Here is a 25,041-nt window from a genome sequence, read left to right as displayed (position 1 = left end):
GCAGGGCATAGTGGATCGTCTTCAAAACAAGCGTTCAGAGTAGGTACTGCCCATGCTTTATGCGATCCTTTGCTATCACGATGAGGACTTCGTCGGCTCCTGGAGCAAGGACCAGGACGAGGCCGTGATGAAGAAGCTCGCCGTGGTGCAGGAAGGTCTCGCGAAGCAGGGCAGGCTCGGCCCGGTGGCGCGGCTGCTGCCGACCACCGCGGCAGCGACGCTGCGCAAGGAAGACCCGCCATTGGTGCTCGACGGGCCCTATGCGGAGACCAAGGAGCAGTTGCTCGGCTTCTACATCGTCGATTGCAAGAACCTCGACGAGGCGCTCGACGTTGCGCGTGACCTCGGATCCGCCAATCCCGGCGGCGCCTATGAGGTGCGCCCGGTCGGCGTGTTCAGGCCCGGAGGGAATCTGACGTGAGCGAGGCCGATACCGCCTGGATCGAGACCGCGCTGACATCGGCGCGCCCCCAGGCGGTCGGCGCACTGTTTCGCTACTTCCGCGATCTCGACACCGCCGAGGAAGCCTTTCAGAACGCCTGCCTGCGCGCGCTCAAGACCTGGCCGCAGAAGGGGCCGCCGCGCGACCCAGCGGCCTGGCTGATCATGGTCGGCCGCAACGTTGCCATCGACGAGGTGCGCCGCACCCGCAAGCAGCAGCCGCTGCCGGAGGACGACCAGGCCATCTCCGATCTCGACGACGCCGAGGGTGCGCTCGCCGAGCGGCTCGACGGCTCGCACTACCGCGACGACATTTTGCGGCTGATGTTCATCTGCTGCCATCCAGGACTGCCGGCGACGCAGCAGATCGCGCTAGCGCTCCGCATCGTCTGCGGCCTCACGGTGAAGCAGATCGCGCGCGCCTTCCTGGTCTCGGAGGCGGCGATGGAGCAGCGCATCACCCGTGCCAAGGCCAAGGTCGCCGAGGCCGGGACACCGTTCGAAACGCCGGGCGCGGTCGAGCGCTCAGAGCGGCTCGCCGTTGTCGCCGCAATGATCTATCTGATCTTCAACGAGGGCTATTCGGCGAGCGGCGACACCGCCGCAATCAGAAAGCCGCTGTGCGAGGAGGCGATCCGGCTGGCGCGGCTGCTTTTGCGGCTGTTCCAGAGCGAGCCGGAGATCATGGGGCTCACGGCGCTCATCTTGTTGCAGCATGCGCGCAGTGCCTCGCGCTTTGCCGCGGATGGCTCGCTGATCCTGCTGGACGACCAGGATCGTTCGCTGTGGAACGGCACGATGATCGCGGAAGGCCTCGCGCTGATCGACAAGGCGATGCGCCATCGCCGCAGCGGGCCCTACCAGATCCAGGCCGCGATCGCTGCGCTGCATGCCCGCGCGGCGACGCCCGAGGAGACCGACTGGGCGCAGATCGACCTGCTCTATGGTGCGCTGGAGGTGGTGCAGCCTTCGCCGGTGGTGACGCTCAACCGCGCGGTCGCGGTTTCCAAGGTGCGCGGACCGCAAGCCGCGCTCGACCTGATCGAACCTCTGGCGCCGAAGCTTGCCAACTACTTCCATTTCTACGGCGTGCGCGGCGCCTTCCTGATGCAGCTCGGGCGCAATGACGAAGCCCGCATCGCCTTCGATCGTGCGATCGCCCTCGCCAACACATCCGCAGAAGCCGCCCACATCCGCATGCACCTCGATCGCCTGATCCGGGACAGCCAGCCGAAGGGCGCCAATGGCGGTGCCAGGCAGGGCGCGAAGGTGAAGTAGGGAGGGCCTGCTTCGGGCGTACCAACATTTTTGCGTCGCCTTGTCGGGCCCGACCCCCTCCCTTCGTCCTAGGACAGTATCCAGGGAGCCATTCATGCTGAAAGCCATTGCTGCCATCGCCATCCTGCTCGCGGTCGGAATCGTGGGCGTCCTCGTCTTCGCCCTGACAAAGCCCGACACATTCCGCGTCGAGCGCAGCCTCGCCGTGAAAGCGCCGGCCAATGCGGTCTATCCCTTGGTCGCCGATTTCCATCGCTGGACAACCTGGTCACCCTACGAGGGCCGCGATCCCGCCATGAAGCGCAGCTTCGGCGGAACTGCGGAAAGAAAGGGCGCGACCTATGCCTAGGACGGCAACAACAATGTCGGCGCCGGTCGCATGGAAATTCTCGAGGCAGATGCGTCGTCAAAACTCCGCATCAAGCTGGATTTCGAGCGGCCCTTCGAAGGCCACAACACCGCCGAGTTCACCTTTGTGCCGCAAGGCGATGCCACACTGGTCACGTGGGCGATGTCCGGCCCGGCCCCGTTCCTGTCCAAGGTCATGCAGGTGTTCATCAACATGGACAGCATGATCGGCAAGGATTTCGAGGCCGGCCTCGCCGGACTGAAGAAGCTCACCGAGAAATAGCGGCGTCCTCGCCCAAGGAACGGTCGGAACGGTCAAGTCAACCAAGAGGAGAGAAACATGCTCAATGCCTATCTATTCTATCAGGACACCTGCGAAGCGGCGTTCAACTATTACGCCAAGGTTCTCGGCGGCAAGATCGACGCCATGATGCGTGCATCGGACGCGCCCGCGGATATGGCCGCCGCGCCCGGCCGCGAGAAGATGATCATGCACGCGCGGATGTCGCTGCCCGACGGCAGCGTGTTGATGGCCTCTGACACACCAAGCGAGCATTTTCACAAGCCGCAGGGCTTTTCGATCTCGTTCACGGTCGCGGACCCCGCGGAGGGCGAGCGAAAGTTCAACGCGCTCGCGGACGGCGGCAGCGTTACCATGCCCTTTGGCAAGACGTTCTGGGCCAAGGGCTTTGGCATGTGCGTCGACAAATTCGGCATCCCCTGGATGGTGAATTGCCCGGCCGAGGGAATGTGACAGGCGCGATCGCCTGACGCGCCAGGTGGGCGATCTCCCTCTCCCGACGATGTGGGAGAGGGGGCGCGCATAAGGACGCGGCGTTGTGCGCGGATCGGCTGCGTGTCCTCTCAGCGGATCGATCCGGTCACGTCGTTGCTCGGTGGTTGGGACGACGGAACGCAACGCGGACAGATCACGAGCTTCGTGCCGAGCTGCCTGTCATTCTCCGCTTCGATTTCATCATGGATTGCCCACCAGGCCGCGGAGTACGGGCGCAAGGTGCCGAGCACTTTTTCCCGCTCCTGATTCGGATCACTCACCGCGGGAGCTTGGTTCACCACACGACGCTTGATGACAGAGGGACGGTTTGGATTCTGACCGAGGCCGTCCCATGCGATCGGACGGCGTTCCTGCGCAGGCGCGACCGCGCATCCCATCAGCGTTGCGCAAAAAGTGAGCAAGACAAAGCCGTGTCGCATCATGCCGGACCCTTGGGTGTTGTAGGCAACGCGCTAACTCTGCATGCAGTAGCTTGCGTCGCACCGCTCAAATGGAACCTAAGGGAAACGCTGGCCGACATGGCCGAATATGGACTTTGCTCTCGCACCACATTGCGAGAGCAGTGAGGCCGCTTCGTGAAATGATGCGGACCGCATCGCACAACAACTGGCGCAATATTAGGCTGTGAACTCCGCAACAGAATCGCTAACTATCCCTTCATAAATTCTACAAACTGGGGCGGGCGGACTTGGAAGGGGAGCGACCGATGGCGGCGGCGCTACAGATCAACTTTGCACTTTGGGGTATGCTCATCTGCGCGAGCATGGAATTGACCCAGATGATCCAGAGGTTTTATTAGGCCTCACGAAGCGCGTGACCGGCAATTTCGCCGGCGCGCTTGTCTGCTAGCTCACGAGCAACGCGATGAGCGTGAAGCTGACACTCGCGATGACGATCATCGAGACGATGTAGTTGAGCGGCCCTGCCGAGCGTGCGGGCGGTCTGCGCCGGCGCGGCGGCTCGCCCACCTGCCGGTTGGGCTCCGTCGGCGCGCCCGCAATTCCTGCGCCAGAGCCGACGTACTTCACGTAAAGCTCTAGCAGCCGCAGCTCGGACACGATGTCCATCAGGCCTTCGCGCTCACGCAGCGACAGCAATTCGAATTCGACGGTCTCTTCGGAGCTCAGCGGGCCAAGGACGATGCGTCCCCGGTCCGACAGGCGGTAGCGAAAATCGAGGGGCTGCACGGCCTGCGACCCGTTTGAAAATGAGTAGTCCTGAAAAAGCGGAACCATTCTAGTCTGTGACCACTGCTGAGAAAATGACGCCGCCGCGGCCCCAGTCTGGCCGGCACCATCATAGACGGTCGGGAGAAGCCGGAAACCGCGTAAATTGGGCAGGCATTGCGAAGCGCTTGAGCGGATTTCGCGTCCGGCCAGTCGGAATTTTGAAGAACTGCCTAATCGCCGGACAGCGCCGGATTCAACCCGGGCACACCGCTTGCGTCGGCTTATCATCACCGGCAGCGCGAATAGATCGCGGCGAGGTCGCGCCCCTTCAGCAACAGCAACCGCGAGGTGAGGCCGCCGTGGCGGCTGATCCAGTCGTGCACCGGGCCGGGATAGGCTTGGAGCACCGCTTCAGATGCCTCCGGCTCCGCATAGAAGCGCCCATGTCGGTCGACCGAACGCGCCGCATGAAAGCCGAGCACGGCACGCTTGGTGACGCAGATCCGTTCGCCCGGCACGATGCTCAGCAACAGCGTGCAGGCGGACAGACAGGGGCCGTCGATCACCACGCGCTCGCCGCTCTCGCGCACCTTCTCGAACAAATCGAGGAACGGCCCGACCTGTCCGCCGGGCGACTGGATGATGCGGATTTCGGCGAAGACAGGCGTAGCGGCCAGCAGCGCGGATGCGAGCATCAAGGCTTGGAGGATCAAGACTTGGAGGAAGGTGGCGCGTCGCATGAAGCCTCCGCGAATTCGATTCCGTAGGACGGGCCAGCCGAAGCGGCTGCGCGAAGCGAAGTCCGCTCGGCGTGACCCAGCACTTCAGGCGCGCACGAGAAGAGGTGGGTTACGCTTCGCCTATTCAACCTACGCCAGGTCTACCCGTTCCTCCGCTCGCCGCGTAGCGTCGGCAGGCCGATGCCCGCGGCATCGAACCCGCCATCGACGGCCAGAATCTGGCCGGTGATGTAGCTCGATCGTTCCGAGCACAGGAAGTAGATGGCTTCTGCGAGTTCCTCTTCCAGGCCGTAGCGGTTCAGCGGGATGGCGTCGTGATAGTCGGCGCGGATCTCCCTGGTGTGCACCTGCTTCGCCATCGCGGTATCGACCGGCCCCGGCGCGACCGCGTTGACGCGGATGTTGAGGGACGCGAGCTCGACCGCGAGCTGCTTGGTAAGGTGCGCGAGGCCCGCCTTGCTGGTGCCGTAGGCCGAGCGAAGCGTCGAGGCGCGCACCGCCGAGATCGAGGTGATGTTGACGATGGCGCCGCCATTGCCGTCGCGCATCAGCGGCACCGCCGCCTTGGTGCAGAGGAACGGGCCGGTGAGGTTGACCTCGAGCACGCGCCGCCAATCGGTCTCTGTTGTCTCCATGAGTGGCGCGAACACGGCAATGCCGGCATTGTTGACGAGCGCGTCGAGCCGGCCAAACCGCCGCTCGGTCGTCGTCATCGCGGCGGCGACCGCGGCTGCGTCCGAGACGTCGCAGGTCAGCGCCAGCGTGGCTTCGTCCCGGCCGATCTCAGCGACCGCGCGGCCGAGCAGCTCGCCCTCGATGTCGAGCAGCGCCACGCGCCAGCCCTCAGCCAGAAACTTCTTCGCGGTCGCAAGCCCGATGCCGCGCGCGGCTCCGGTGACGAGGGCGACGTTTTGCGGGGTTTGCGGCATTTGCTAGTCTGTCCTGTGTCCGAAAATTCGGTCGCGCGCGAGCGCCGGCTCCTTTTACTTCGCTTTCGTCCCGGCAAGAAAGGGCCTCTGGCCATGCTCATCGATCCCAGTGCGATCCCGCTCGAGGAATGGCGGCCAGGTGTGACGACTCGGATGCTGACATCCGCGCGCAACGGCGCCGCCGCGCTCTGCATCTTCGAGCAATGGGTCGCGCCCGGCGCCGGGGCGCCGACGCACAGTCATCCGGTCGAGGAGGTGCTGACCGTGCGCGCGGGCGAGGCCGATATATGGATTGAGGCCGAGCGCGTCACGATGACGGCCGGCCAATCGCTGCTGGTTCCCTCCGGCCGCAAGCACGGTTTTCGTAATTCGGGCACGACCACGCTGCACGTCCATGCCGTGCTGGCCTCGCCAGTCTTCGAGGCTCTGCCGGAGGGAGCAAGCGCGGCGACCCGGCGATGGACGGCGGACTAGGGCAATTTTGCCGCGGGTTGCCGGCACGGAATCGGCGTGCGATGTCGGCAGGCCTGCGCGCGGGTCGTCTTCCATCGGAGCTTCAAATGATTTGAAGGAGGAGCGACCATGCCCCACCATCACGAGCACCTGATTCGAAGCCTGTTCGCCGCCTATCTCGCCAACGACCGGCAACGGGTCGCCGATGCCTTGGCCGACGATTTCCGCTTCATCAGTCCGTTCGACGACGACCTCGACAAGGCGGCCTATTTCGAGCGCTGCTGGAAGGACACCGGCTGGATCGCGCGGCATGACATCGAGCGGATCTTCGTCCGGGGCGACGAGGCCTTCGTCACCTATCTTTGCCTGGCGACAGATGGCAGGAGCTTTCGGAACACGGAGTTCTTTACCTTCGCCGGCGGCAAGGTCCGTCGTATCGAGGTCTATTTCGGCGCTGCCCGGCAGGACGGTCGTTTCCTGCCGCAGCCGCGCTAGCGCCAGCCCAGCAGCCTTCAGAATAATTTCGTCACCTGTCGGTTCCGTCAGAGTTTGTTCGTCTTGGAGGTGAGGGCGGGCGGTCCGGGCTGCCGTGCCGGCCCGAAATGACACAGCAAGCAAGGAAGCTCCATGCGATTCATGATGCTGATGATCCCGCTCGGCTACGAGACCGCGCCGCCGGATGTCCAACCCGATCCCGAGCGTGTCGCGGCGGTGATGCACTACAGCGAGGCGCTGATGGACGCGGGCGTGCTGATCACGCTCGACGGCCTGCATCCGCCGTCGATGGGGGCGCGGGTGTCATTTGCAACCGGCGAGCCTGTTGTGACCGACGGCCCATTCGCCGAAGCCAGGGAAGTGCTGGGCGGCTACTGGATGATCGAGGTCGCCTCGCGCGCGGAGGCGATCGCCTGGGCGAAGAAGTGCCCGGCGTCGCCCAATGAAGTCATCGAGATCCGCCAGGTGCAGGAGATGGTCGATTTCTCGCCGGAGGTACAGGAGGCTGCCGCCGGGTTTGCCGACCTGAAGAGCAAATAATCAAGGCGGCGGCCGCATTCGAAGTCCCGAATTTTTCCCCGATCCACCAAACCTGAGGAGACCCCCATGAGCACCGAACACACGTTTCTCGCCGTCTATCTCGGCAGCATGACCGGCACGAAAATGGCAGCCTGGCACGCGATGCCTGAGGCTGAACGGAAGGCAAAGGAGCAGGAGGGCATGGCCGCCTGGCACGGCTGGGTCGAAAAGCACAAGGCCGTCATCGTCGAGATGGGCGGCCCGCTCGGCAAGACCCGCAGGATCGACGCCGGCGGTGTCACCGAGGTCAGCAACGCGCTGACAGGCTTCACGGTGGTGCGCGCCGCCTCGCAGGAAGCCGCCGCAGAACTGTTCAAGAACCACCCGCACTTTGCGATCTTCCCGGGCGAGGCCATCGAAGTCATGCCGGTGCTGCCGATCCCGGGCCGCTAGGCCTTCCGGGCTGCGAGGCCTTGGCATCGTTCCGGGGTTCGATGCTTGGCATCGCCCCGGAATGACTGCGGAAAATACGGGTTGATCAAACCCGTCGCGGCTAGTGACCTTCATGCCCGGCTCATGTAAAGGTCGTTCACATGAGCTGGCGCAAGGAGACGCGCCGCGCCGAGCGCGGCTATCACCACGGCAATCTGAAGGAAGCCCTGTTGCAGGCTGCCCTCGGGCTGATCGCCGAAAAGGGCGCGGCCGGCTTCACCTTTGCCGATGCCGCGCGTATGGCCGGCGTCAGTGCAGCGGCACCGTACCGGCATTTTCGCGACCGTGACGAGCTGCTGTCCTCGATCGCGCAGCGCGGCTTCGAGCAGTTCGAGGCCCGCCTCACCGCAGCCTGGGACGACGGCCGGCCCGACACCGTCACGGCGTTCGAGCGTGTCGGCAGGGCCTATCTCGCCTTCGCCCGCGAGGAGCCTGCGTTCTACAATGCGATGTTCGAATCGGGCGTGCCGGTGGATTCCAATCCGGCGCTCCAGGCCGCCAGCGAACGTGCTTTCAACATCATTCGTGCCGCGGCGGAGCGGCTTGCCGCGCTGGCGCCGCCAGGCACGCCGCGGCCGCCGGCGATGATGATGGCGCTGCACATCTGGTCGATGGCGCATGGCGTGGCCTCGCTGTTCTCCCGCGGCGACGCCGCGCGCCGAAAGCTGCCGATGTCGCCGGACGAACTGCTCGAAGCCGAGGTGCTGATCTATCTGCGCGGTCTCGGCTTCCCGACCGATCGCCGCCCTCCGGCGAAAAGCGCCGAGCCGCCGCCGGTGCCACCGGAGGCGTCCTCCGGTTCCGGTGTGCCGCCCGGTGGTCCCTGGGGCAAGCCGAAATAAAGTTGCTCAAATAATTCGCCCGCCCTGTTGGGCGGTCGGCTTGACAAAATCGCGGGATGATCTACCTATGTAAATGTTATTTACATTCACAACGGCGCTGATGCCGTCATGGAGAGGGAAATGGCCTACACCGCTGATGTCAATCGATGGCGCGGCCCTTCGGACCAACAGCAACAGTACGAGCGTCCCCGCATGCTCGAGACGCCCTGGCACCCCGGCTGGATCGCCGTGACCATTCTCGGCTTCATCATCTGGTGGCCGATCGGACTTGCCCTTCTCTTTTTCACACTCGGGAGCAGAAGAATGTCGTGCTGGAGCAACCAGGATCGCTGGCAGAACAAGATGGAGCGGATGCAGTACAAGATGGACCGGATGCGCGGCCGCATGGAGCGCCGCGGTTTCGGCTTCGGCTTCGGCCCGCCCACGAGCGGCAACCGTGCCTTCGACGAGTACCGCACCGAGACGCTGCAGCGGCTCGAGGAGGAGCAGGTCGAGTTCAAGAACTTCCTCGACCGTCTGCGTCACGCCAAGGACAAGGAAGAGTTCGACCAGTTCATGGCGCAGCACAAGACGCGCCCGACCTCGCCGCCGACCGACCAGCAGCAAGGTTGATCTTGGGACTGACGCCTCTCAAAGCCTTCAGGCGCATGCCCCCAAAGTCCTGATGGCCCCTGAGCCGCTCGCCTGCGCAACCCGCAGGCGGGCGGTTTGGTTTTTGGGAATGCGAGGCCGGCAGCCGCGATCTCTGGGCTGCCTTGTCTGGATTGTTTTGGTCAGCGCGCCGTCGCGAGTTGCGCGCGAACCGACTCCAGGAAGTGTTCGTAGGCGTAGTCCACGATCTCATTGAGTGATCGCGTTCGCGCGAACATCGCCCTGGCCTCGGCGAGAAACTCCTCGCGGGTCGGAATCTTCGGCAAATGCAGATGCGTCAGCGCATCGACGCCTTCATGCGCGCGATTGAGGATGTCGTGCAGCGTTGGCAGTTGCAACTGGGCCAAATCGGCTCGTCGTAGCGCCGACGAGATCGCGTGTGCCAGGGTCTGCGCATCGAACCGTCCGGCAAGCTCGCGGGCCGCCCGATGGATGACCCGTGCGCCAAGCGCCTGTTCGTTGCGCAGCACCTGTTCGGGCGGCGTCTTCATGTTCCAGACCACGCCGCACCAGGACAGCACCTTCAGGATGTAATAGGTCACGTCGATTTCCCACCAGCGAAAGCCCTGTCGCACGCTGCTCTGGTAGGCGTGGTGGTTGTTGTGCCAGCCCTCACCGAGGGTGAACAGCGCCAGCAGCCAGTTGTTGCGGGAATCATCGCCGGTCACGTAGCGCTTGCGTCCATGCACGTGGGCGAGGGAGTTGATGCAGAAGGTCGCGTGATACACCAGCACGGTGCTCCACAGGAAGCCGACGACGAGGCCGGACCATCCTGCAACCAGAAAGCAGAGCGCAGCCAGCGCAACGGCCGGCACCAGTTCCAGCCGATGCAGCCACATCAGTTCCGGATAGGCGGCGAAATCGCCGACTTTCACGAGGTCGGTCTCATCGTGCTCTCGGTAGAAAATCCAGCCGAGATGACTGTAGAGGAAGCCTCGGTGACGCGGTGAATGCACGTCGTTTTCGGTGTCGGAATGCAGATGATGGTGTCGATGCTTGGCCGCCCACCACAAAACGCTCTTCTGCGCGGTGCTTTGCGCGAGCCAGGCCAGGGTGAACTGAAACGCCCGACCGGTCGCAAAAGCCCGATGGGAGAAATAGCGGTGGTAGCCTGCTCCGATTGCAAACATGCGCACGACATACAGTAGGGCGCAGATCGCGATGGCCTGCCAGGTAACACCGGTCCAGATGGCTGCAACGCAGCCGAGATGGACCAGCAGGAACGGCAGGGCGGAGGGATACATGATGTCGTCGTGTTGGTCGTCGGCGGAGGCGTTGGGCGACATGTATTGGCGTGACCTTGGATGACGGGATTCGGGATTCGCTTCGGCACACTGAGCCGCTGTGCACGACAAACCCGGGGATGGCGGACCACTGCGGGGTCTTGAACGAGATACTTTGCCTGAACAACCCTAGCCCAGTGCGGCAGTACGAACCTGAGACCTTAGCTTCGGCCGGGAACTCGACTGACCCTATATATATGATCCGGGCTGCTTGGCATGCAAGCTCGTAGCCTCACGGGGAGCTTGGCGCGCGGGCTGACGGCGGCGTATATCCGCCAATGAGAAGGAAGCGTCAAAACACCGCAGGCGGCAACGATGACGGAAGCTGCGATCATGGCGAGCGAGAGCCTCTGGCAGGAGATCCGCGGCGAGGCGCAGCGCGCAGCGGCAGCCGACCCCATATTCGGCAAGGCTCTTGTCGGTCTCATCCTTGCCCATGACGATTTTACCGCCGCACTGTCCGATTTGATCGGGCGCCGGCTTGGCGACAGCGCGGCCGAACGCGAGCGCTTCACGACATTTTCCCGCGACGCCTTTCGCACGCACCCGGATCTGATCGAGGCGGCCGGCCGCGACTTGCATGCCATCGTGCTCCGCGATCCCGCCATCGCCGGGCTGATGGCGCCGCTGCTGCATTTCAAAGGCTACGTCGCCTTGCAAGCCTGGCGCGTTTCGAGCTGGCTCTGGCATCACGACCATCGCGACGCGGCGCTGCTGTTTCAGAACGAGGCGTCGAACGTCCTGCAGGTCAGCATTCATCCGGCAGCGAGCCTCGGATCGTCCGTGTATCTCGACCACGCCACCGGCATCGTGATCGGTGCCAATGTGGTGATCGGTGACGAGGCCACCATCCTTCAGAACGTCAGCATAGGTCGCAGCGCTGAACTGCCGGCGCGCTCGCCTCGCATTGGTCGCGGCGTGTTCATCGGCTCCGGCGCGACTATTCTCGGCGACGTCAGGATCGGCGATTTTGCAAAGATCGGCGCCGGCACGGTCGTAACCAGCGACGTACCCGGCGGCTGCACCGCAATCGGCAATCCGGCGCGGCTGACCAATTGCCCCGAACCTGCCCCCGCGGCCTGACGCTCATCGAAAGACGGGCGGCGTGGCCCATGCAGCGCGCGGCCGGCTCTACACCCGCTCAGGCGGCGCGGCGGTGGCTTTCGCCGCCATGATGCGGCGTGACCGGCTCCGAACTGGTCTGGCCCGGCGCGTCCAGCACTGCGACGTGATGCCGGTAGACCATTTCCCAGCCCTTCCATCCCGTGAACAGGAGGATGCCGAGCACGATCAGGGAGAGCGCCACGCCCCACGGCTTGACCGCAGCCTCCGCGCCTTGGGCGTAGCGGAGGTAGAAATTGATTGCGGCCAGCACGACCGCCGCGAGGTTGCCGATCATATGATACCAGGCATCGTTGAGGCGGCGGATACGAGCCTCGCTGAAGAAGTCGACAAAGCCGGCCACGGCGGCAACGAGAGCCATGACGATGCCGGCGCCGATCAGCCAGATCGCGGCCCTGGCCCAGAAGCCGTCACCGGTACCGATGAAGGCGAGATCGGCGATGGGCGCGCCGACCAGGAAGGCGACGGGGAACGGGATGATCATGGGGTGGAGCGGATGATCGCCGACGGCGGCGGTCGTCTTTGGGTTGATGCTCATGGCAAAACCTCGCGAGAAGTGATGCTCCGGACAATTTTTCAGGCGAGGGCTGGTTCCTCCGACGATAGCGGGTAGCGGGGACGGCAACGGAACTCTGGTGCGCGGACGCAGTGCAGCGTCTCTTCGACGATGCGCTGCAGATCCGGGGCCCATGCCAACCGCTGGGCCGTTGCGTTGCGTCCCGGGCACGGAACCGCCCCCGCCGCCCATCCCCCTGCGCTAGCTTCCTTTTCCGCAGCCAAATTCGCCTGCGGTAACCCAGCATTAACCATCGCCGGGCTCTGGTAATTGCGGATAATCGCGCCCAAAGCCCGAACTCTGAGCCTTGGGCCGAGGCCCCATAGTTTTGACATCTTGGCAGGGAATGCAGGCGGCCGGCTTTGGACGAGCCCTGCACCCCAGAAAGACAAGGCTTTGAGCGGGCTTGCCGGCCGCGCCGGTTCTAGCGCGGCCATTGGGAACCGGCGGCCATTTGCCGGCCGGGACATTAGGTGATGATCGCCTTGAGAGGATACTGCTTATGAATCCGGCCGACGTGGCTCAGTCAGCCCTTCCGGTTGCCGCTTCCGCGGACGTGTCGCTGATCGCGCTGTTCTGGCAGGCTCACTGGATCGTGAAAGCGGTGATGCTGGGGCTTCTCGCCTGCTCGGTCTGGGTCTGGGCGATCGCCATCGACAAGATCTTCCTGTTCGCCCGCACGCGCCGCTCGATGGACCGTTTCGAGCAGGCGTTCTGGTCCGGCGAGTCGATCGAGGACCTCTATCGCACGCTCTCGGCCAAACCGACGCATTCCATGGCGGCCTGCTTCGTGGCGGCGATGCGCGAATGGAAGCGTTCGTTCGAAAGCCAAGCCCGTTCGGTCGCAGGCCTTCAGATGCGCATCGACAAGGTCATGAACGTCTCGATCGCCCGCGAGGTCGAGCGGCTGGAACGCCGGCTGCTGGTACTCGCCACCGTCGGCTCCGCAGGCCCCTTCGTCGGCCTGTTCGGCACCGTCTGGGGCATCATGTCGAGCTTCCAGTCGATCGCGGCGTCGAAAAATACCTCTCTGGCGGTGGTGGCCCCGGGTATCGCGGAAGCGCTGTTTGCGACCGCCGTCGGCCTTATCGCCGCCATTCCTGCCACTATTTTCTACAATAAGTTCACCTCTGAGGTGAACCGGCAGGCGCAGCGGCTCGAAGGCTTCGCCGATGAATTTTCAGCCATCCTGTCACGCCAGATCGACGAGCGGGGCTGACGGACGGCATGTATAGTGTGAAGGGCAATTTGGGCACCAGACCATGGGCATGAACGCCGCGAGTTCGTCCGGAGGCGGTGGGCGCCGTGGCCGGCGCAAGCCGGTCGTGGCCGAAATCAACGTCACGCCGATGGTGGACGTGATGCTGGTGCTGCTCATCATCTTCATGGTGTCGGCGCCGATGCTGACGGTCGGCGTGCCGCTCGACCTGCCGCAGACCCAGGCCAAGAGCCTCGAAAACAACGACCAGAAGCCGATCCAGATGTCGGTGGACATCAAGGGCAAGGTGTTCATCAACGACGCCGAGATCGCGATGAACGAACTGATCCCCAAGCTGAAGGCGATCACGGACGCGCGCGGGGGGCTTGAGGAACGCATCTATCTGCGTGCCGACAAGAAGGCCGATTACGGGACGGTGGCCAAGGTCATGGGCCAGTTGTCCGGCGCAGGATTCAAGAAGCTGGCCCTCGTCACGGAAGCGGATCAGGGGTAGGCGGTGAAGGTGAAGGTCGACAAGACACTCGTTGCGTCGATTGCCCTCCACATCCTCGTGCTGGGATGGGGGCTCGTCACCTTTAGCAGCAGGGCTTTCGTGCCGCCGGAAGAGTCGCTGCCGATCGACATCATCTCGACCGACCAGCTCGCGCAGATGATGTCGGGGCAGAAGACCGGCGACAAGAAAGAGCCGAAGCCCAAAGTAGAGAAGATCGCCGAGGCCAAGCCCGAGGAAGACGCCGTCGGCAAGGTCACCGAGAAGAAAGAGCTGATCAAGACCAACTCGACACCCGAGCCGCCGCCGAAACCCGTCGAGAAGCCGGTCGAGAAGAAGCCCGAGCCGCCGAAGCCGGTAGCCGAGGCCAAGCCGAAAGAAGAACCGAAGCCGCCGGAAAAGAAGCCTGATCCGGCCAAGGAAGATCCGATCGCCGAGCTCCAGAAGAAGCTGGAGACCAAGAAGCCGCCGCCCAAGCCGCCGGAGCAAAAGGTCGCAGCGGTGCAGCCGCAACAGCAGCCGAAGCCCAAGGAGCGCAGCTTCGACCCCGCGCAGATCCAGCGCGACCTCGACAAGCGCGCTTCGACCCGGCACGAGCTCGCTGGCACGGCGCTGAATGCGTCCGCCTCGCTGGGATCAACGACGGGAACTGCCGCCAACAACGTCGCGACCTGGCGCGGCGCTTTTCAGGGCGCGGTCAAGCGTTGCTTCACGCCGACTTACAATGGCCAGGACGCCGATCAGTACGAAGCCGACATCGACATTCCCATGAAGATCGATGGATCGCTCGCATCCGAGCCCGTCGTCGTCGCGGTGAGGGGACCGTCACGGTCAATCGCCCAGGCGGTGGCCGAGAGCGCCAAGCGCGCCATCGTGCAGTGTCAGGTCTATTCGTTCATGCCGAAGCCGCAGTACGAGAGCTGGAAGCTCATCCCGATGACTTTCGGCCTGAAAGATATGTTGTGACATCCGAACAAAAGTATTTTGCGATGAATGACGTCCGATCGATGAACCGCCGCCGCTTCATGACCCTGACCGGATCGACGCTCGCGATGCTGGGGGGCGGACGGGCCTTCGCCCAGCAGCCGCAGCAGGGGCGGCTCCGCATCGACCCGACGGAGTTTCGGCCGATTCCGATCGCGATCACCAACTTCGTGCCCGGCTCGCCGGCCGACGGCGACGTCGGAAACGGCGTCACGCAGGTCATCACCAACAATTTGAAGCGCTCGGGCCTGTTCGCGCCGGTCGACCAGGCCGCCTTCATCGAGCGCATCAGCAACATCGACGTCGCGCCGCAATTCGAGAACTGGAAGACCCTCAACGCGCAGGCCCTCGTCACCGGCCGCATGACGCGGCAGCCGGACGGCCGCCTCAAGGCCGAATTCCGCTTGTGGGACGTGGTCACCGGTCAGCAGCTCGCCGGCCAGCAATATTTCACCTCGCCGGAATATTGGCGCCGCATCGCCCACATCATCTCCGACCAGATCTATGAGAAGCTGACCGGCGAGAAGGGCTATTTCGACAGCCGCGTGGTGTTCGTCGACGAGACCGGGCCAAAGGAGCGCCGCGTCAAGCGGCTCGCGATGATGGACCAGGACGGCGCCAACGTGCGCTATTTGACCCGCGGCTCCGACCTCGTGCTGACGCCGCGCTTCTCGCCGAACTCGCAAGAGATCACCTACATGGAGTTCGGCCAGGGCGATCCGAAGGTCTATCTGTTCAACATCGAGACCGGCCAACGCGAGATCGTCGGCAACTTCCCGGGCATGACCTTTGCGCCAAGGTTCTCGCCGGACGGCCAGCGCGTCATCATGAGCTTGCAGCAGGGCGGCAATTCCAACCTGTTCGTGATGGATCTGCGCTCGCGCTCGACCACGCGCCTCACCGACACGCCGGCGATCGACACTTCTCCGTCCTACTCCCCGGACGGCACCCGCATCTGTTTCGAGTCCGATCGCGGCGGCAGATCGCAGATCTACGTCATGGCCGCGGGCGGGGGAGCTGCGCAGCGTATCTCCTTCTCCAAGGACGACAACAACGCGACCTATTCGACGCCGGTGTGGTCGCCGCGCGGCGACTACATCGCCTTCACCAGGCAAGGCGGTGGACAGTTCTCGATCGGCGTCATGAAGCCGGATGGCTCCGGCGAACGGCTGCTCACCTCCGGCTACCATAACGAAGGCCCGACCTTCTCGCCGAACGGCCGCGTGCTGATGTTCTTCCGCGATCCCGGCGGCAGCGGCGGGCCATCGCTGTTCTCCGTCGACATCTCGGGCCGCAACGAGCTGAAGGTGCCGACGCCGGGCTTCGCCTCCGACCCGGCATGGTCGCCGCTATTGTCCTCGACCTCGGGCTAGCCGGCCGCCCGCGGCGGGCGATCATTTGACCGCGCGCCTTTTTCGAAAAGTTTGGGAGATGTTTCTCCGCGATAATTGTTCTTTAAGGTTGTGCTCGGCAAAATTTTCCCATGACTTTGTTTCTATTGATATATTTCGATTATCTGTCGCTCAAAACAACTCGACTTTAACGATGTTCCCTCAGAAAGACTTCATACCGGATCGGTAAAACTGCGCTCCAGATAGGACGCGCGTACAGACCATATGCAGTTTGACAGCAAGAGCGGAGAACCCGAACAGGCCACGCCGACGATTTCGGCGGCGTTGACCGATTCGTTGTTCGAGGCTCCCGGCACGGTGCTCACCGGCATCGTCTTCTCGGCGTTCGCGGCGTCCCTGACTGCGCTCAAAACTGGACAAACGCTGATCTGGGGTTTTGTCCCGCTTCTCATTCTGGCCGGAGCTATACGGGCCTTCGATTTGAGCCGTTACCAAGCTCAAAAATCGGTCCTGACCGCCGAACAAGCCGCGCGCTGGCAGCAGCGCTACCAGATCGGAGCGCTGATCCAGGCCGCTGTGATGGGGCTATGGTGTTCCACAAGCCTCTTGAGCAATGACGACGCCATCGCTCACATGATCGCTCTCTCGGTCACCACTGGAATCGTGGCGGGTGGAGCGGGGAGAGCCTACGGGCGGCAATCTATATTTCGTTTGCAGGCAACCCTGATATTTGGACCGGCCGTGGTCGCCCTGGCGCTGCACGGCACCCCCTATTACATCGCGATGTCCTTCGTGTGCGCCGCGTTTCTTTTGTCCGTCATGCGGCTCTCGGCCAATCTGCACCGGATATTCTTGCGGGCCGTTGTTGCGCGCGAGCGCGAAGCGGCGCTCGCCGGCCAGTTCGACACGGCCCTCAACAACATGCCGCACGGGCTCTGCATGTTTGGCGCCGACGGCCAGCTCGCGGTGATGAACCATCGCTTTGCCGCGATGATGAACCTCGCTCAGGATTTCGCACAGAGCAGCACGAGCGCGCGCGATGTCGTCGCGGCCTGCGTCGAAGCGGGATCGATTTCGGGTGCCAGCGGTGAGTTGATCATTGCCGACATCGAAACCTCGCAGGCAAAGGAAGTTATCACCGTCGATCCCGATCCCCAGAGGAACCGCTCACTGGCTTGGACCGTGCAGCCAATGGCTGACGGCGGCGCGGTGGTGCTGCTCGAGGACGTTACGGAGCGGCGCAATGCCCAGGCCAGGATCAGCCATCTCGCGCGATATGACGATCTCACCGCGCTGCCCAACCGAGTCAGCTTTCGCGACGAGATCGAGCGGTTGCTCGCTGTCGCGCAGCATTCGGAGCGTCTGTCGGCTCTGCTCTTCGTCGATCTCGACCAGTTCAAGCAGGTCAACGACACGCTCGGTCACCCCTGCGGCGACCAGCTTCTGTGCGCGGTCGCCAACCGCCTGCGCGAGATGCTGCGCCCCGAAGACTACGTCGCCCGGTTCGGCGGCGACGAGTTCGTCGTATTCCAGCAGAACATCAGTGCGGCCGATGACGCCGCGAGTCTCGCCCGCCGCATCGTAGAGCGACTGAGCGAGCGCTACCGCATCGACAATCACCTGGTCGAGATCGGTGCCAGCGTCGGCATCGCGCTGACCTCGCCCGGGGACGGCATCAGGGCCGACACGCTGCTCAAGAACGCCGACATGGCGCTGTACCGCGCCAAGGCGGACGGTCGCGGCACCTTCTGCTTCTTCCGCGACGAGATGGCCGCGACTGTCGAGGCCCGCCGCACCCTCGAACTCGACCTGCGTAAGGCGCTGGCCAGCGAGGAGTTCGAGCTGTTTTACCAGCCGCTGGTCAATCTGAAGTCCGGCAAGGTCACCACCTGCGAGGCGCTGCTGCGCTGGAATCATCCAGTGCGGGGCACGGTTTCGCCCATCGACATCATCCCCGTCGCCGAGGACATGGGTCTGATCGTCGATCTCGGCCGCTGGATCCTGCGCCGGGCCTGTGTGGAATGCATGAAATGGCCCGAAGGGGTCAGCGTCGCCGTCAACTTCTCACCGCAGCAATTCCATCAGCGCGACGTGCTCAGTGAAATCCGCTACGCACTGGAAGTTTCAGGGCTCCCGGCGCACCGGCTGGAGATCGAGATCACCGAATCCTCGCTGTTGCGTAACACCCAGCTCACGCACGACATCCTGTCGCAACTGCATGCGCTCGGCGTGCGCATTTCGCTGGATGATTTCGGCACCGGCTATTCCAGCCTCAGCTATTTGCACAATTTCCCGATGCAGAAGGTGAAGATCGACCGCTCCTTCCTCGAAGGCATCGATACCGATCGGCCGCTGACGCTGCTGCGCGGCGTGGCGCGGCTGTCGGCCGATCTCGGCATGGCAGTCGTGGTCGAGGGCATCGAGACGAACGAGCAACTCGAGCTCATCAGTGCCGATGGCACGGTAAGCGAAGCTCAAGGCTACCTGTTCAGCCGGCCCGTTCCGGCCGTGCGGATTCGCCAGCTGCTTAATGCTTCGCATGGGCATCGGCAGGGCAAGGATCAGATGGCCGCGGCATCGCGATCCATCGCCTGACGATTCCTCCATCGATCTTTGACACCGTCTGCGTCCCGCATTTCTACGGGTGCAAAGGTTAACCCTAACATTTCTAAGCCTTTGCAATTTCGTTAAGGAACTATTAATCTCGCACTCGCACAGGTTGATTGCAGCGTAGAGGTTACAGATGAAGTCCGGGTCCGAACCGCAGACTGGGCTTCTCCCACGCGGAGCCGCGCTGTTCGAGCGTATCGACTATCGTCTCATCGAAACTGCGGAGGACAAAGATCGCCTCCACCTGATGCGCTACCGCGCTTATTTGCAGGCGGGTCTGATACCACCGTCCGAGTCAGAGCGGGTGACCGACCGTTTCGACGACGCGCCCAACGTCTGGAACTTCGGTGTCTACGTTGACGACGAACTCTGCAGCTCCGTCCGAATCCACGTTCTCACGTCCGAATGGCGGATGTCGTATACGACCGAGGTTTTCGGTGACGTCCTGCATCCTCGCCTCGACCGGGGCGAGGTTTTCGTCGATCCATGTCGATTTGTTGCTGACCCCGAAATGCAGCAGCGCTTCCCGGAACTGCCGTATTTGACCGTGCGGCTACCCTTCGTTGCCTGCGAACACTTCAACGCCGATGTCGGACTTTCGATGGTGCGGATCGATCATCAGGCGTTCTACCGGCGCGTGTTCCTTTCCGAGACCCTCACCGAACCGCGTTCGTTTCCGGGCTGGCCGACGAAGAAGGCTGTCCTGATGGCGTCTGAATACCCCAAGGTCCGCGAAAGGATACTGACGCGCTTCCCGATCATGCGTTCGAGCGCGTTCGAGAGGCGTATGCTGTTCGAACGCGGCAGCCAACGAAAGGCCGCGGTCCGGCCGGTTCTTGTTGCAGGTGCCGCCGTCGCGCAGGCCTGAGCCCTCGACCCCGAAGATCGCTACTTATTCGGCCGCGGCTCGCCGGCGGCCGCCCCCGGGCGAAACCCTGCCTTTTAGTCGATCACGCGGCTTGCCTTCACCCTCGCGCCACATTTACAACCCATTAACCATGACGGTTGCTTTTCGCTGGTTGGGGGCATTTGACCGGCTGTGGCAAGGTTCCATCAAGGTTGACGGAACGTTCGCTTAACCAACCCCCTGTAGACCGGACAGCAGTGGACGAAACGTGAGCGTGGAGGCTCCGGAATGAAACATCCTATGCGTATCCTCCAGGGATTGAAGCTGGCCGCGGTGCTTGCCGTCGCGTTGTCGATGGGCGCCTGCGCCAACAAGAACTCTGCCACGGATGCGATGGCCAACGCGGCGACGCCGGGCAGCCAGCAGGACTTCGTCGTCAATGTCGGCGACCGCGTGTTCTTCGAAAGCGACCAGACCGATCTGACCCCGCAGGCGATCGTGACCCTGGAGAAGCAGGCGCAGTGGCTCCAGAGCTATCCGCGCTACAGCTTCACCGTCGAAGGTCATGCCGACGAACGCGGCACCCGCGAATACAACATCGCGCTCGGCGCCCGCCGCGCCCAGTCGGTGCGTTCGTTCCTCGCCTCGCGCGGCATCGATCCGAACCGCATGCGCACGATCTCCTACGGCAAGGAGCGGCCGGTCGCCGTCTGTAACGACATCTCCTGCTGGTCGCAGAACCGCCGCGCCGTCACCGTGCTGAACGCGAGCTCCTGACGTCAGTCAGGCGCCGTTCATCTTCAGGAACCGATGATGCCGGCGCCCTCTCGGGCGCCGGTTTCGTTTCAGCAATCTGTGACAGAAACCCGTTTGTTGCAGTCAAAGTTTTGGCGTACTCCCCTTCAATGTGTGGCGCGCCGAGTGTTCGGTCGCAGGCCATTTCGCTTTCGTCGTCAGGGCAAGATGTCATCCAGAATTAAGGTCTTCACCGGCACCGTGGCGATCGCCGCGCTGCTCTCTTTGTGCTCGCCCGCCCTCGCACAGTCGGATGATCCCGATCCCGAGATGCGGATCGAGCGGCTGGAGAACCAGCTGCGCCAGCTCACCGGCCAGAACGAAGAGCTGCAATATCGCAACCGCCAGCTCGAAGAGCGGCTGCGAGCGCTCGAGGGCGGCGCGCAAGGTGCGCCCGGCCAAGCGCCGGTCCAGCCCAATGTCGCGGCCATGCCGCCCGCGCAAGCCGCGCCGGCCCATCGCCAGCAGCAGCCGCAGCAGCAAACGACCCAGCCGAATTACGAGCAGCCGCAGATCGCCGCTCCCGCGCCGATCGTTCAGGAGCAGACTGCGCCCGGTGCGCCGGGCACGCGCCGCCGCGGCGATGCCTTTGACCCGAACCAGAGCCCGAATGCGCCGGGTGCGCCGCGCGCGCTCGGCGGCGGGCAGCAGCCGATGCCGGCAGGCGCTCCTGCCGGCGCGCCCGGTGGCCGTGGCGCCGGCGAACCGCTCGATCTTGCCAACAACGGCGCCCGCTATCCGCAAGCGGCCGCCCCCCAGGCCGCGCAGCCCGGCTACCCGCCGGCCCAATCCGGCGCTCCCGCACCGTCAGGCGGCACAGGCCTTGCGACCCTGCCGCCCTCGGCAACCCCGCGCGACGAGTTCGACCTCGGCATCGGCTACATGCAGCGCAAGGACTATGCGCTGGCCGAGCAGACCATGAAGAATTTCTCGCAGAAATATCCGAGCGACCCGCTGCTCGGCGACGCGCAATACTGGCTTGGCGAGAGCTATTTCCAGCGCCAGCAATATCGCGACTCCGCGGAAGCCTTTCTCGCCGTCACCACCAAATACGACAAATCCGGCAAGGCGCCGGACGCCCTGCTGCGGCTCGGGCAGTCGCTGGCCGCGCTGAAGGAGAAGGAGGCCGCCTGCGCCGCCTTCGGCGAAGTCGGCCGCAAATATCCGCGCGCGTCCGCCGGTGTTAAAGCCGCAGTGGACCGCGAGCAGAAGCGGGTGAAGTGCTGATCTGCTGCGATCGATCCTGACAAGACGGATGGTGCTGGGCTAAACAGTCGGCCCATCCGCGGACGATTGCAGCGTCATGTCAGAGGACAACTCACCGATCTCGGCGCGTGAGGCCAAGCGCCTCTTCGCCGGCCTGAAAGGCGCGCAGGGACTCTTGCTCGCGGTCTCCGGCGGGCCCGACTCGGTCGCGCTCATGTGGCTTGCGGCGCGCTGGCACCGCAGCCTCGCGCGCGGCCCGCGCCTCACCGTCGTCACCATCGACCACGGCTTGCGCCCCGAAGCGGCGCGCGAGGCGCGCGAGGTCAAGCGGCTGGCTGCCGCGCTTGGCTTGCCGCACCGGACCATGCGCTGGCGCGGGGCCAAGCCGAAGAGGGGACTGCCGGCCGCCGCGCGCGAAGCTCGCTACCGCCTGCTTGTACAGGCCGCGCGTGCCGCCGGTGCGAGCCATGTGCTGACTGCCCACACCCGCGACGACCAGGCCGAGACCCTGCTGATGCGGCTCGTCCGCGGCAGCGGACTTGCCGGGCTGTCGGCGATGGCCCGTCTCACGGAGCGCGACGGCGTTGTCCTTGCGCGTCCGCTGCTCGATGTTCCGAAGTCGCAGCTGATCGCGACCTTGAAGCGGGCGAAGATCGGCTTTGTCGACGATCCCACCAACCGCAACACCGACTTCACCCGGCCGCGGCTGCGTGCGCTGTTGCCGCAGCTCGCGGCCGAGGGCGGCGATGCCCGCAGCCTGGCTCGGCTCGCGGCAAGGCTGGCGCGTGCCAATGCGGCCGTCGAGGTGCTGGCCGATGGAGCCGAGCGCTTCCTCCGTTTGCGGGATCGCGGCGATGCGCCGCAGGCGGGCGGTCGAAGCTTCGATGCAGCGAGCTTTGCCGTCCTGCCGGAGGAGGTCCGGCTGCGGCTCCTGCTGCGGGCCATTAACGCTTTCGGCCATGAGGGGCCGGCGGAACTCGGCAAGGTCGAATCCCTCTTGGCCGCGCTCGATCAGGCCATTGCCGCACGTCCCCGCGCACCCGCAAATGGCCGGCCTGCCCTGAAGCAGACGCTTGCAGGAGCCTTGATCAGCCTCGCCGGGGGCCGTATCCGCGTCGCGGCGGCGCCTGCCCGACGGCGCAAGGGTGGATAAGGGTGGAGAAGGGCGGATCATGGCACCGGCTCGTTTGGCGACCGCGCCGTCAGGACACCTTAACCAGGCAGGAAAAACCCGGATCCGGGCGCCATTATTTCAGCGGGAATCGGACTAAGATGGGCTAAATAGTCCCATCTCGTTCCCTTGGCAGCGACCGGAGCGACACCTAGATTAGACACCTAGATTATATGCGTCTAACCGAGAGGATTCCTTGGGGTTTCCTCGCGCTGCCCAAATAACTGCCCAAGGCTCAGGCCGCGATCCGCGCGACCACGAAGGAAGATCGATGAACGCCAATCTGCGCAATTTCGCCCTCTGGGTCATCATTGTCCTGCTGCTGTTGGCGTTGTTCACGCTCTTCCAGAATCCGGGTCAGCGCGCCTCCTCGCAGGACATCGCCTTCTCCCAGCTGTTGAGCGAGGTTGACCGCGGCAATGTGCGCGACGTCGTCATTCAGGGGCCGGACATTCACGGCACCTTCACCAACGGCTCGAGCTTCCAGACCTATGCGCCGAGCGATCCGACGCTTGTGAAGCGCCTCTATGACAGCAAGGTGCAGATCACCGCGAAGCCGCCCGGCGACAACGTGCCGTGGTTCGTCTCGCTGCTGGTCTCCTGGCTGCCCTTCATCGCGCTGATCGGCGTGTGGATCTTCCTGTCGCGGCAGATGCAGGGCGGCGCCGGCAAGGCGATGGGCTTCGGCAAGTCGCGCGCCAAGATGCTCACGGAAGCGCATGGCCGCGTCACCTTCGAGGACGTCGCCGGCGTCGACGAAGCCAAGCAGGACCTCCAGGAGATCGTCGAATTCCTGCGCGACCCCGGCAAATTCCAGCGCCTCGGCGGCCGCATTCCGCGCGGCGTGCTGCTGGTCGGCCCCCCTGGCACCGGTAAGACCCTGATCGCGCGTGCGGTCGCGGGCGAAGCCAATGTGCCGTTCTTCACCATTTCGGGTTCTGACTTTGTCGAGATGTTCGTCGGCGTCGGCGCAAGCCGCGTCCGCGACATGTTCGAGCAGGCCAAGAAGAACGCGCCCTGCATCATCTTCATCGACGAAATCGACGCCGTCGGTCGTCACCGTGGCGCCGGCCTCGGCGGCGGCAATGACGAGCGCGAGCAGACGCTGAACCAGTTGCTGGTCGAGATGGACGGCTTCGAGGCCAACGAGGGCGTGATCCTGATCGCCGCGACCAACCGTCCCGACGTGCTCGATCCCGCGCTGCTGCGTCCCGGCCGCTTCGACCGTCAGGTCGTGGTGCCGAACCCGGACGTCGTCGGCCGCGAGCAGATCCTGAAGGTTCACGTCCGCAAGGTGCCGCTGGCGCCGGATATCAACCTCAAGACCATCGCGCGCGGCACCCCGGGCTTCTCCGGTGCCGACCTGATGAACCTCGTCAACGAAGCCGCGCTCACCGCCGCTCGCCGTAACAAGCGGATGGTGACGCAGTCCGAGTTCGAGGAAGCCAAGGACAAGGTGATGATGGGCGCCGAGCGCAAGTCGCTCGTCATGACCGAGGAAGAGAAGCTGCTGACGGCCTATCACGAGGGCGGCCACGCCATCGTTGGCCTCAACGTCGTCGCGACCGACCCGATCCACAAGGCCACCATCATTCCGCGCGGTCGTGCGCTGGGTATGGTCATGCAGCTGCCCGAGCGCGACAAGCTCTCGATGTCACTGGAGCAGATGACCTCGCGCCTTGCCATCATGATGGGTGGCCGCGTCGCCGAGGAGTTGATCTTCGGCCGCGAGAAGGTGACTTCGGGTGCGTCGTCCGACATCGAGCAGGCGACGCGTCTGGCGCGCATGATGGTGACGCGCTGGGGTCTGTCCGAGGCCCTTGGCACCGTGTCCTATGGCGAGAACCAGGACGAGGTTTTCCTGGGCATGTCGGTGTCGCGCACCCAGAACGCATCGGAAGCGACGGTTCAGAAGATCGACAACGAGATCCGGCGTTTCGTCGAAGAGGGCTACAACGAAGCGACGCGTATTCTGACCGAGAAGCGCGCCGATCTCGAAGCTCTCGCCAAGGGCCTGCTCGAGTTCGAGACGCTCTCCGGCGACGAGATCATCGACCTGCTCAAGGGCAAGAAGCCGAACCGCGAATCCGTGCTCGAGCCGACCACGCCGCGCGCTTCCGCCGTGCCGCCGGCCGGCAAGTCGCGCCCGCGGCCCGATCCGGATCCCGGCCTGGAGCCACAGCCGCAGGCGTAACCGCCGGGTTATCATCTATCGCACTGAGTTAGGAACGGGCGCATCAGCGCCCGTTCTGT

The 25,041-nt window shown here is 64.1% G+C and carries 26 protein-coding genes and 1 pseudogene; 21 read left to right on the top strand and 6 right to left on the bottom strand.

Going from position 1 to position 25,041, the window contains the following annotated elements; genetic code table 11:
* Positions 1-52: 52 nt before the first annotated feature.
* The 4 genes and pseudogenes from IVA88_RS26230 (at position 53) to IVA88_RS26215 (ending at position 2,821) form a co-directional block, all read left to right on the top strand.
* Positions 53-421 (top strand): YciI family protein, encoded by a 369-nt coding sequence (locus IVA88_RS26230; RefSeq protein WP_027570323.1) that lies wholly within the window; start codon positions 53-55, stop codon positions 419-421.
* On the top strand, positions 418-1,719 hold the full coding sequence (locus IVA88_RS26225; RefSeq protein WP_247500036.1) for an RNA polymerase sigma factor: 1,302 nt from the start codon (positions 418-420) through the stop codon (positions 1,717-1,719). The genes IVA88_RS26230 and IVA88_RS26225 overlap by 4 nt, the downstream gene beginning before the upstream one ends.
* Before the next feature lie 94 nt (positions 1,720-1,813).
* Positions 1,814-2,350, top strand: a pseudogene (locus tag IVA88_RS26220) (SRPBCC family protein).
* Between the two features lie 57 nt (positions 2,351-2,407).
* Positions 2,408-2,821, top strand: coding sequence for a VOC family protein (locus IVA88_RS26215; RefSeq protein ID WP_247500035.1), 414 nt, complete (start codon positions 2,408-2,410; stop codon positions 2,819-2,821).
* Between the two features lie 110 nt (positions 2,822-2,931).
* Here IVA88_RS26215 and IVA88_RS26210 read toward each other — a convergent pair whose 3' ends face one another.
* The 4 genes from IVA88_RS26210 to IVA88_RS26195 all read right to left on the bottom strand — a co-directional run bounded on the left by IVA88_RS26210 (position 2,932) and on the right by IVA88_RS26195 (position 5,701).
* On the bottom strand, positions 2,932-3,285 hold the full coding sequence (locus IVA88_RS26210; protein ID WP_247500034.1) for a hypothetical protein: 354 nt from the start codon (positions 3,283-3,285) through the stop codon (positions 2,932-2,934).
* Between the two features lie 423 nt (positions 3,286-3,708).
* Positions 3,709-4,050 carry a hypothetical protein gene (locus tag IVA88_RS26205; RefSeq protein WP_247500033.1) on the bottom strand — a complete coding sequence of 114 codons (342 nt, stop codon included), beginning with the start codon at positions 4,048-4,050 and terminating at the stop codon, positions 3,709-3,711.
* Positions 4,051-4,319: 269 nt separating this feature from the next.
* Positions 4,320-4,772: a hypothetical protein gene (locus IVA88_RS26200; protein ID WP_247500032.1), complete on the bottom strand. Its 453-nt coding sequence runs from the start codon at positions 4,770-4,772 to the stop codon at positions 4,320-4,322.
* A 140-nt stretch (positions 4,773-4,912) separates the two neighbouring features.
* Positions 4,913-5,701: an SDR family oxidoreductase gene (locus IVA88_RS26195; RefSeq protein WP_247500031.1), complete on the bottom strand. Its 789-nt coding sequence runs from the start codon at positions 5,699-5,701 to the stop codon at positions 4,913-4,915.
* Positions 5,702-5,794: 93 nt separating this feature from the next.
* Between IVA88_RS26195 and IVA88_RS26190 the strand changes: the two genes are divergently transcribed.
* The 6 genes from IVA88_RS26190 to IVA88_RS26165 all read left to right on the top strand — a co-directional run bounded on the left by IVA88_RS26190 (position 5,795) and on the right by IVA88_RS26165 (position 9,114).
* Positions 5,795-6,175, top strand: coding sequence for a cupin domain-containing protein (locus IVA88_RS26190; RefSeq protein ID WP_247500030.1), 381 nt, complete (start codon positions 5,795-5,797; stop codon positions 6,173-6,175).
* A gap of 108 nt (positions 6,176-6,283) precedes the next feature.
* The gene (locus IVA88_RS26185; protein ID WP_247500029.1) at positions 6,284-6,649 is read left to right on the top strand and encodes a nuclear transport factor 2 family protein; all 366 of its coding nucleotides are present in this window, start codon (positions 6,284-6,286) and stop codon (positions 6,647-6,649) included.
* A 132-nt stretch (positions 6,650-6,781) separates the two neighbouring features.
* A complete protein-coding gene (locus IVA88_RS26180; RefSeq protein WP_247500028.1) occupies positions 6,782-7,189 on the top strand; it encodes a YciI family protein in 408 nt (135 codons plus the stop codon).
* Positions 7,190-7,255: 66 nt separating this feature from the next.
* Entirely contained in the window at positions 7,256-7,621 is a 366-nt protein-coding gene (locus IVA88_RS26175) for a YciI family protein (RefSeq protein ID WP_247500027.1), read from the top strand.
* A gap of 140 nt (positions 7,622-7,761) precedes the next feature.
* The gene (locus IVA88_RS26170; RefSeq protein ID WP_247500026.1) at positions 7,762-8,502 is read left to right on the top strand and encodes a TetR/AcrR family transcriptional regulator; all 741 of its coding nucleotides are present in this window, start codon (positions 7,762-7,764) and stop codon (positions 8,500-8,502) included.
* 120 nt (positions 8,503-8,622) lie between these two features.
* On the top strand, positions 8,623-9,114 hold the full coding sequence (locus IVA88_RS26165) for a DUF2852 domain-containing protein (RefSeq protein ID WP_247500025.1): 492 nt from the start codon (positions 8,623-8,625) through the stop codon (positions 9,112-9,114).
* A 161-nt stretch (positions 9,115-9,275) separates the two neighbouring features.
* Here IVA88_RS26165 and IVA88_RS26160 read toward each other — a convergent pair whose 3' ends face one another.
* The gene (locus tag IVA88_RS26160) at positions 9,276-10,439 is read right to left on the bottom strand and encodes an acyl-CoA desaturase (protein ID WP_247500024.1); all 1,164 of its coding nucleotides are present in this window, start codon (positions 10,437-10,439) and stop codon (positions 9,276-9,278) included.
* A 312-nt stretch (positions 10,440-10,751) separates the two neighbouring features.
* Between IVA88_RS26160 and IVA88_RS26155 the strand changes: the two genes are divergently transcribed.
* Complete coding sequence (locus IVA88_RS26155) at positions 10,752-11,519, top strand: DapH/DapD/GlmU-related protein (protein ID WP_247500023.1); 768 nt, start codon at positions 10,752-10,754, stop codon at positions 11,517-11,519.
* Between the two features lie 58 nt (positions 11,520-11,577).
* On the opposite strand, the gene IVA88_RS26150 is transcribed toward IVA88_RS26155, so the two are convergent.
* Positions 11,578-12,096, bottom strand: a complete 519-nt coding sequence (locus IVA88_RS26150) for a DUF2231 domain-containing protein (protein WP_247500022.1) — start codon at positions 12,094-12,096, stop codon at positions 11,578-11,580.
* Positions 12,097-12,616: 520 nt separating this feature from the next.
* On the opposite strand from IVA88_RS26150, the gene tolQ reads away from it, so the two are divergent.
* The 10 genes from tolQ to ftsH all read left to right on the top strand — a co-directional run bounded on the left by tolQ (position 12,617) and on the right by ftsH (position 24,982).
* Positions 12,617-13,333 (top strand): protein TolQ, encoded by a 717-nt coding sequence (gene tolQ, locus IVA88_RS26145; protein WP_007596319.1) that lies wholly within the window; start codon positions 12,617-12,619, stop codon positions 13,331-13,333.
* Between the two features lie 43 nt (positions 13,334-13,376).
* A complete protein-coding gene (gene tolR, locus IVA88_RS26140; RefSeq protein ID WP_247500021.1) occupies positions 13,377-13,826 on the top strand; it encodes a protein TolR in 450 nt (149 codons plus the stop codon).
* A gap of 3 nt (positions 13,827-13,829) precedes the next feature.
* A complete protein-coding gene (locus IVA88_RS26135) occupies positions 13,830-14,789 on the top strand; it encodes a protein TolA (RefSeq protein WP_247500020.1) in 960 nt (319 codons plus the stop codon).
* Between the two features lie 23 nt (positions 14,790-14,812).
* Complete coding sequence (tolB, locus tag IVA88_RS26130; RefSeq protein ID WP_247500019.1) at positions 14,813-16,180, top strand: Tol-Pal system beta propeller repeat protein TolB; 1,368 nt, start codon at positions 14,813-14,815, stop codon at positions 16,178-16,180.
* A 243-nt stretch (positions 16,181-16,423) separates the two neighbouring features.
* Complete coding sequence (locus IVA88_RS26125) at positions 16,424-18,754, top strand: EAL domain-containing protein (RefSeq protein ID WP_247500018.1); 2,331 nt, start codon at positions 16,424-16,426, stop codon at positions 18,752-18,754.
* A gap of 148 nt (positions 18,755-18,902) precedes the next feature.
* Positions 18,903-19,637 (top strand): hypothetical protein, encoded by a 735-nt coding sequence (locus IVA88_RS26120; protein WP_247500017.1) that lies wholly within the window; start codon positions 18,903-18,905, stop codon positions 19,635-19,637.
* 267 nt (positions 19,638-19,904) lie between these two features.
* Positions 19,905-20,393, top strand: coding sequence for a peptidoglycan-associated lipoprotein Pal (pal, locus tag IVA88_RS26115; RefSeq protein WP_026232595.1), 489 nt, complete (start codon positions 19,905-19,907; stop codon positions 20,391-20,393).
* A 186-nt stretch (positions 20,394-20,579) separates the two neighbouring features.
* Positions 20,580-21,638: a tol-pal system protein YbgF gene (ybgF, locus tag IVA88_RS26110; RefSeq protein WP_247500016.1), complete on the top strand. Its 1,059-nt coding sequence runs from the start codon at positions 20,580-20,582 to the stop codon at positions 21,636-21,638.
* Positions 21,639-21,714: 76 nt separating this feature from the next.
* Positions 21,715-22,770 carry a tRNA lysidine(34) synthetase TilS gene (tilS, locus tag IVA88_RS26105; RefSeq protein WP_247500015.1) on the top strand — a complete coding sequence of 352 codons (1,056 nt, stop codon included), beginning with the start codon at positions 21,715-21,717 and terminating at the stop codon, positions 22,768-22,770.
* Positions 22,771-23,059: 289 nt separating this feature from the next.
* The gene (gene ftsH / locus IVA88_RS26100; RefSeq protein WP_247500014.1) at positions 23,060-24,982 is read left to right on the top strand and encodes an ATP-dependent zinc metalloprotease FtsH; all 1,923 of its coding nucleotides are present in this window, start codon (positions 23,060-23,062) and stop codon (positions 24,980-24,982) included.
* The last annotated feature ends 59 nt before the right edge of the window (positions 24,983-25,041 follow it).

Origin of the sequence: Bradyrhizobium sp. 149, assembly GCF_023073915.1 — a bacterium.
In the GTDB taxonomy this organism is placed as follows: domain Bacteria; phylum Pseudomonadota; class Alphaproteobacteria; order Rhizobiales; family Xanthobacteraceae; genus Bradyrhizobium.
The sequence above is the reverse complement of the archived record's forward strand: the minus strand, read 5'-3'. Positions and strand labels throughout refer to the sequence as shown.

Excerpts from the sequence above, each read along its gene's own strand:
- IVA88_RS26230 (WP_027570323.1), top strand. The coding sequence starts at position 53 with ATGCTTTATGCGATCCTTTGCTATCACGATGAGGACTTCGTCGGCTCC.
- IVA88_RS26215 (WP_247500035.1), top strand. The coding sequence starts at position 2,408 with ATGCTCAATGCCTATCTATTCTATCAGGACACCTGCGAAGCGGCGTTC.
- IVA88_RS26210 (WP_247500034.1), bottom strand. The coding sequence starts at position 3,285 with ATGATGCGACACGGCTTTGTCTTGCTCACTTTTTGCGCAACGCTGATG.
- IVA88_RS26200 (WP_247500032.1), bottom strand. The coding sequence starts at position 4,772 with ATGCGACGCGCCACCTTCCTCCAAGTCTTGATCCTCCAAGCCTTGATG.
- IVA88_RS26195 (WP_247500031.1), bottom strand. The coding sequence starts at position 5,701 with ATGCCGCAAACCCCGCAAAACGTCGCCCTCGTCACCGGAGCCGCGCGC.
- IVA88_RS26190 (WP_247500030.1), top strand. The coding sequence starts at position 5,795 with ATGCTCATCGATCCCAGTGCGATCCCGCTCGAGGAATGGCGGCCAGGT.
- IVA88_RS26185 (WP_247500029.1), top strand. The coding sequence starts at position 6,284 with ATGCCCCACCATCACGAGCACCTGATTCGAAGCCTGTTCGCCGCCTAT.
- IVA88_RS26180 (WP_247500028.1), top strand. The coding sequence starts at position 6,782 with ATGCGATTCATGATGCTGATGATCCCGCTCGGCTACGAGACCGCGCCG.
- IVA88_RS26175 (WP_247500027.1), top strand. The coding sequence starts at position 7,256 with ATGAGCACCGAACACACGTTTCTCGCCGTCTATCTCGGCAGCATGACC.
- IVA88_RS26170 (WP_247500026.1), top strand. The coding sequence starts at position 7,762 with ATGAGCTGGCGCAAGGAGACGCGCCGCGCCGAGCGCGGCTATCACCAC.
- IVA88_RS26165 (WP_247500025.1), top strand. The coding sequence starts at position 8,623 with ATGGCCTACACCGCTGATGTCAATCGATGGCGCGGCCCTTCGGACCAA.
- IVA88_RS26160 (WP_247500024.1), bottom strand. The coding sequence starts at position 10,439 with ATGTCGCCCAACGCCTCCGCCGACGACCAACACGACGACATCATGTAT.
- IVA88_RS26155 (WP_247500023.1), top strand. The coding sequence starts at position 10,752 with ATGACGGAAGCTGCGATCATGGCGAGCGAGAGCCTCTGGCAGGAGATC.
- IVA88_RS26150 (WP_247500022.1), bottom strand. The coding sequence starts at position 12,096 with ATGAGCATCAACCCAAAGACGACCGCCGCCGTCGGCGATCATCCGCTC.
- tolQ (WP_007596319.1), top strand. The coding sequence starts at position 12,617 with ATGAATCCGGCCGACGTGGCTCAGTCAGCCCTTCCGGTTGCCGCTTCC.
- tolR (WP_247500021.1), top strand. The coding sequence starts at position 13,377 with ATGGGCATGAACGCCGCGAGTTCGTCCGGAGGCGGTGGGCGCCGTGGC.
- tolB (WP_247500019.1), top strand. The coding sequence starts at position 14,813 with ATGAATGACGTCCGATCGATGAACCGCCGCCGCTTCATGACCCTGACC.
- IVA88_RS26125 (WP_247500018.1), top strand. The coding sequence starts at position 16,424 with ATGCAGTTTGACAGCAAGAGCGGAGAACCCGAACAGGCCACGCCGACG.
- IVA88_RS26120 (WP_247500017.1), top strand. The coding sequence starts at position 18,903 with ATGAAGTCCGGGTCCGAACCGCAGACTGGGCTTCTCCCACGCGGAGCC.
- pal (WP_026232595.1), top strand. The coding sequence starts at position 19,905 with ATGAAACATCCTATGCGTATCCTCCAGGGATTGAAGCTGGCCGCGGTG.
- ybgF (WP_247500016.1), top strand. The coding sequence starts at position 20,580 with ATGTCATCCAGAATTAAGGTCTTCACCGGCACCGTGGCGATCGCCGCG.
- tilS (WP_247500015.1), top strand. The coding sequence starts at position 21,715 with ATGTCAGAGGACAACTCACCGATCTCGGCGCGTGAGGCCAAGCGCCTC.
- ftsH (WP_247500014.1), top strand. The coding sequence starts at position 23,060 with ATGAACGCCAATCTGCGCAATTTCGCCCTCTGGGTCATCATTGTCCTG.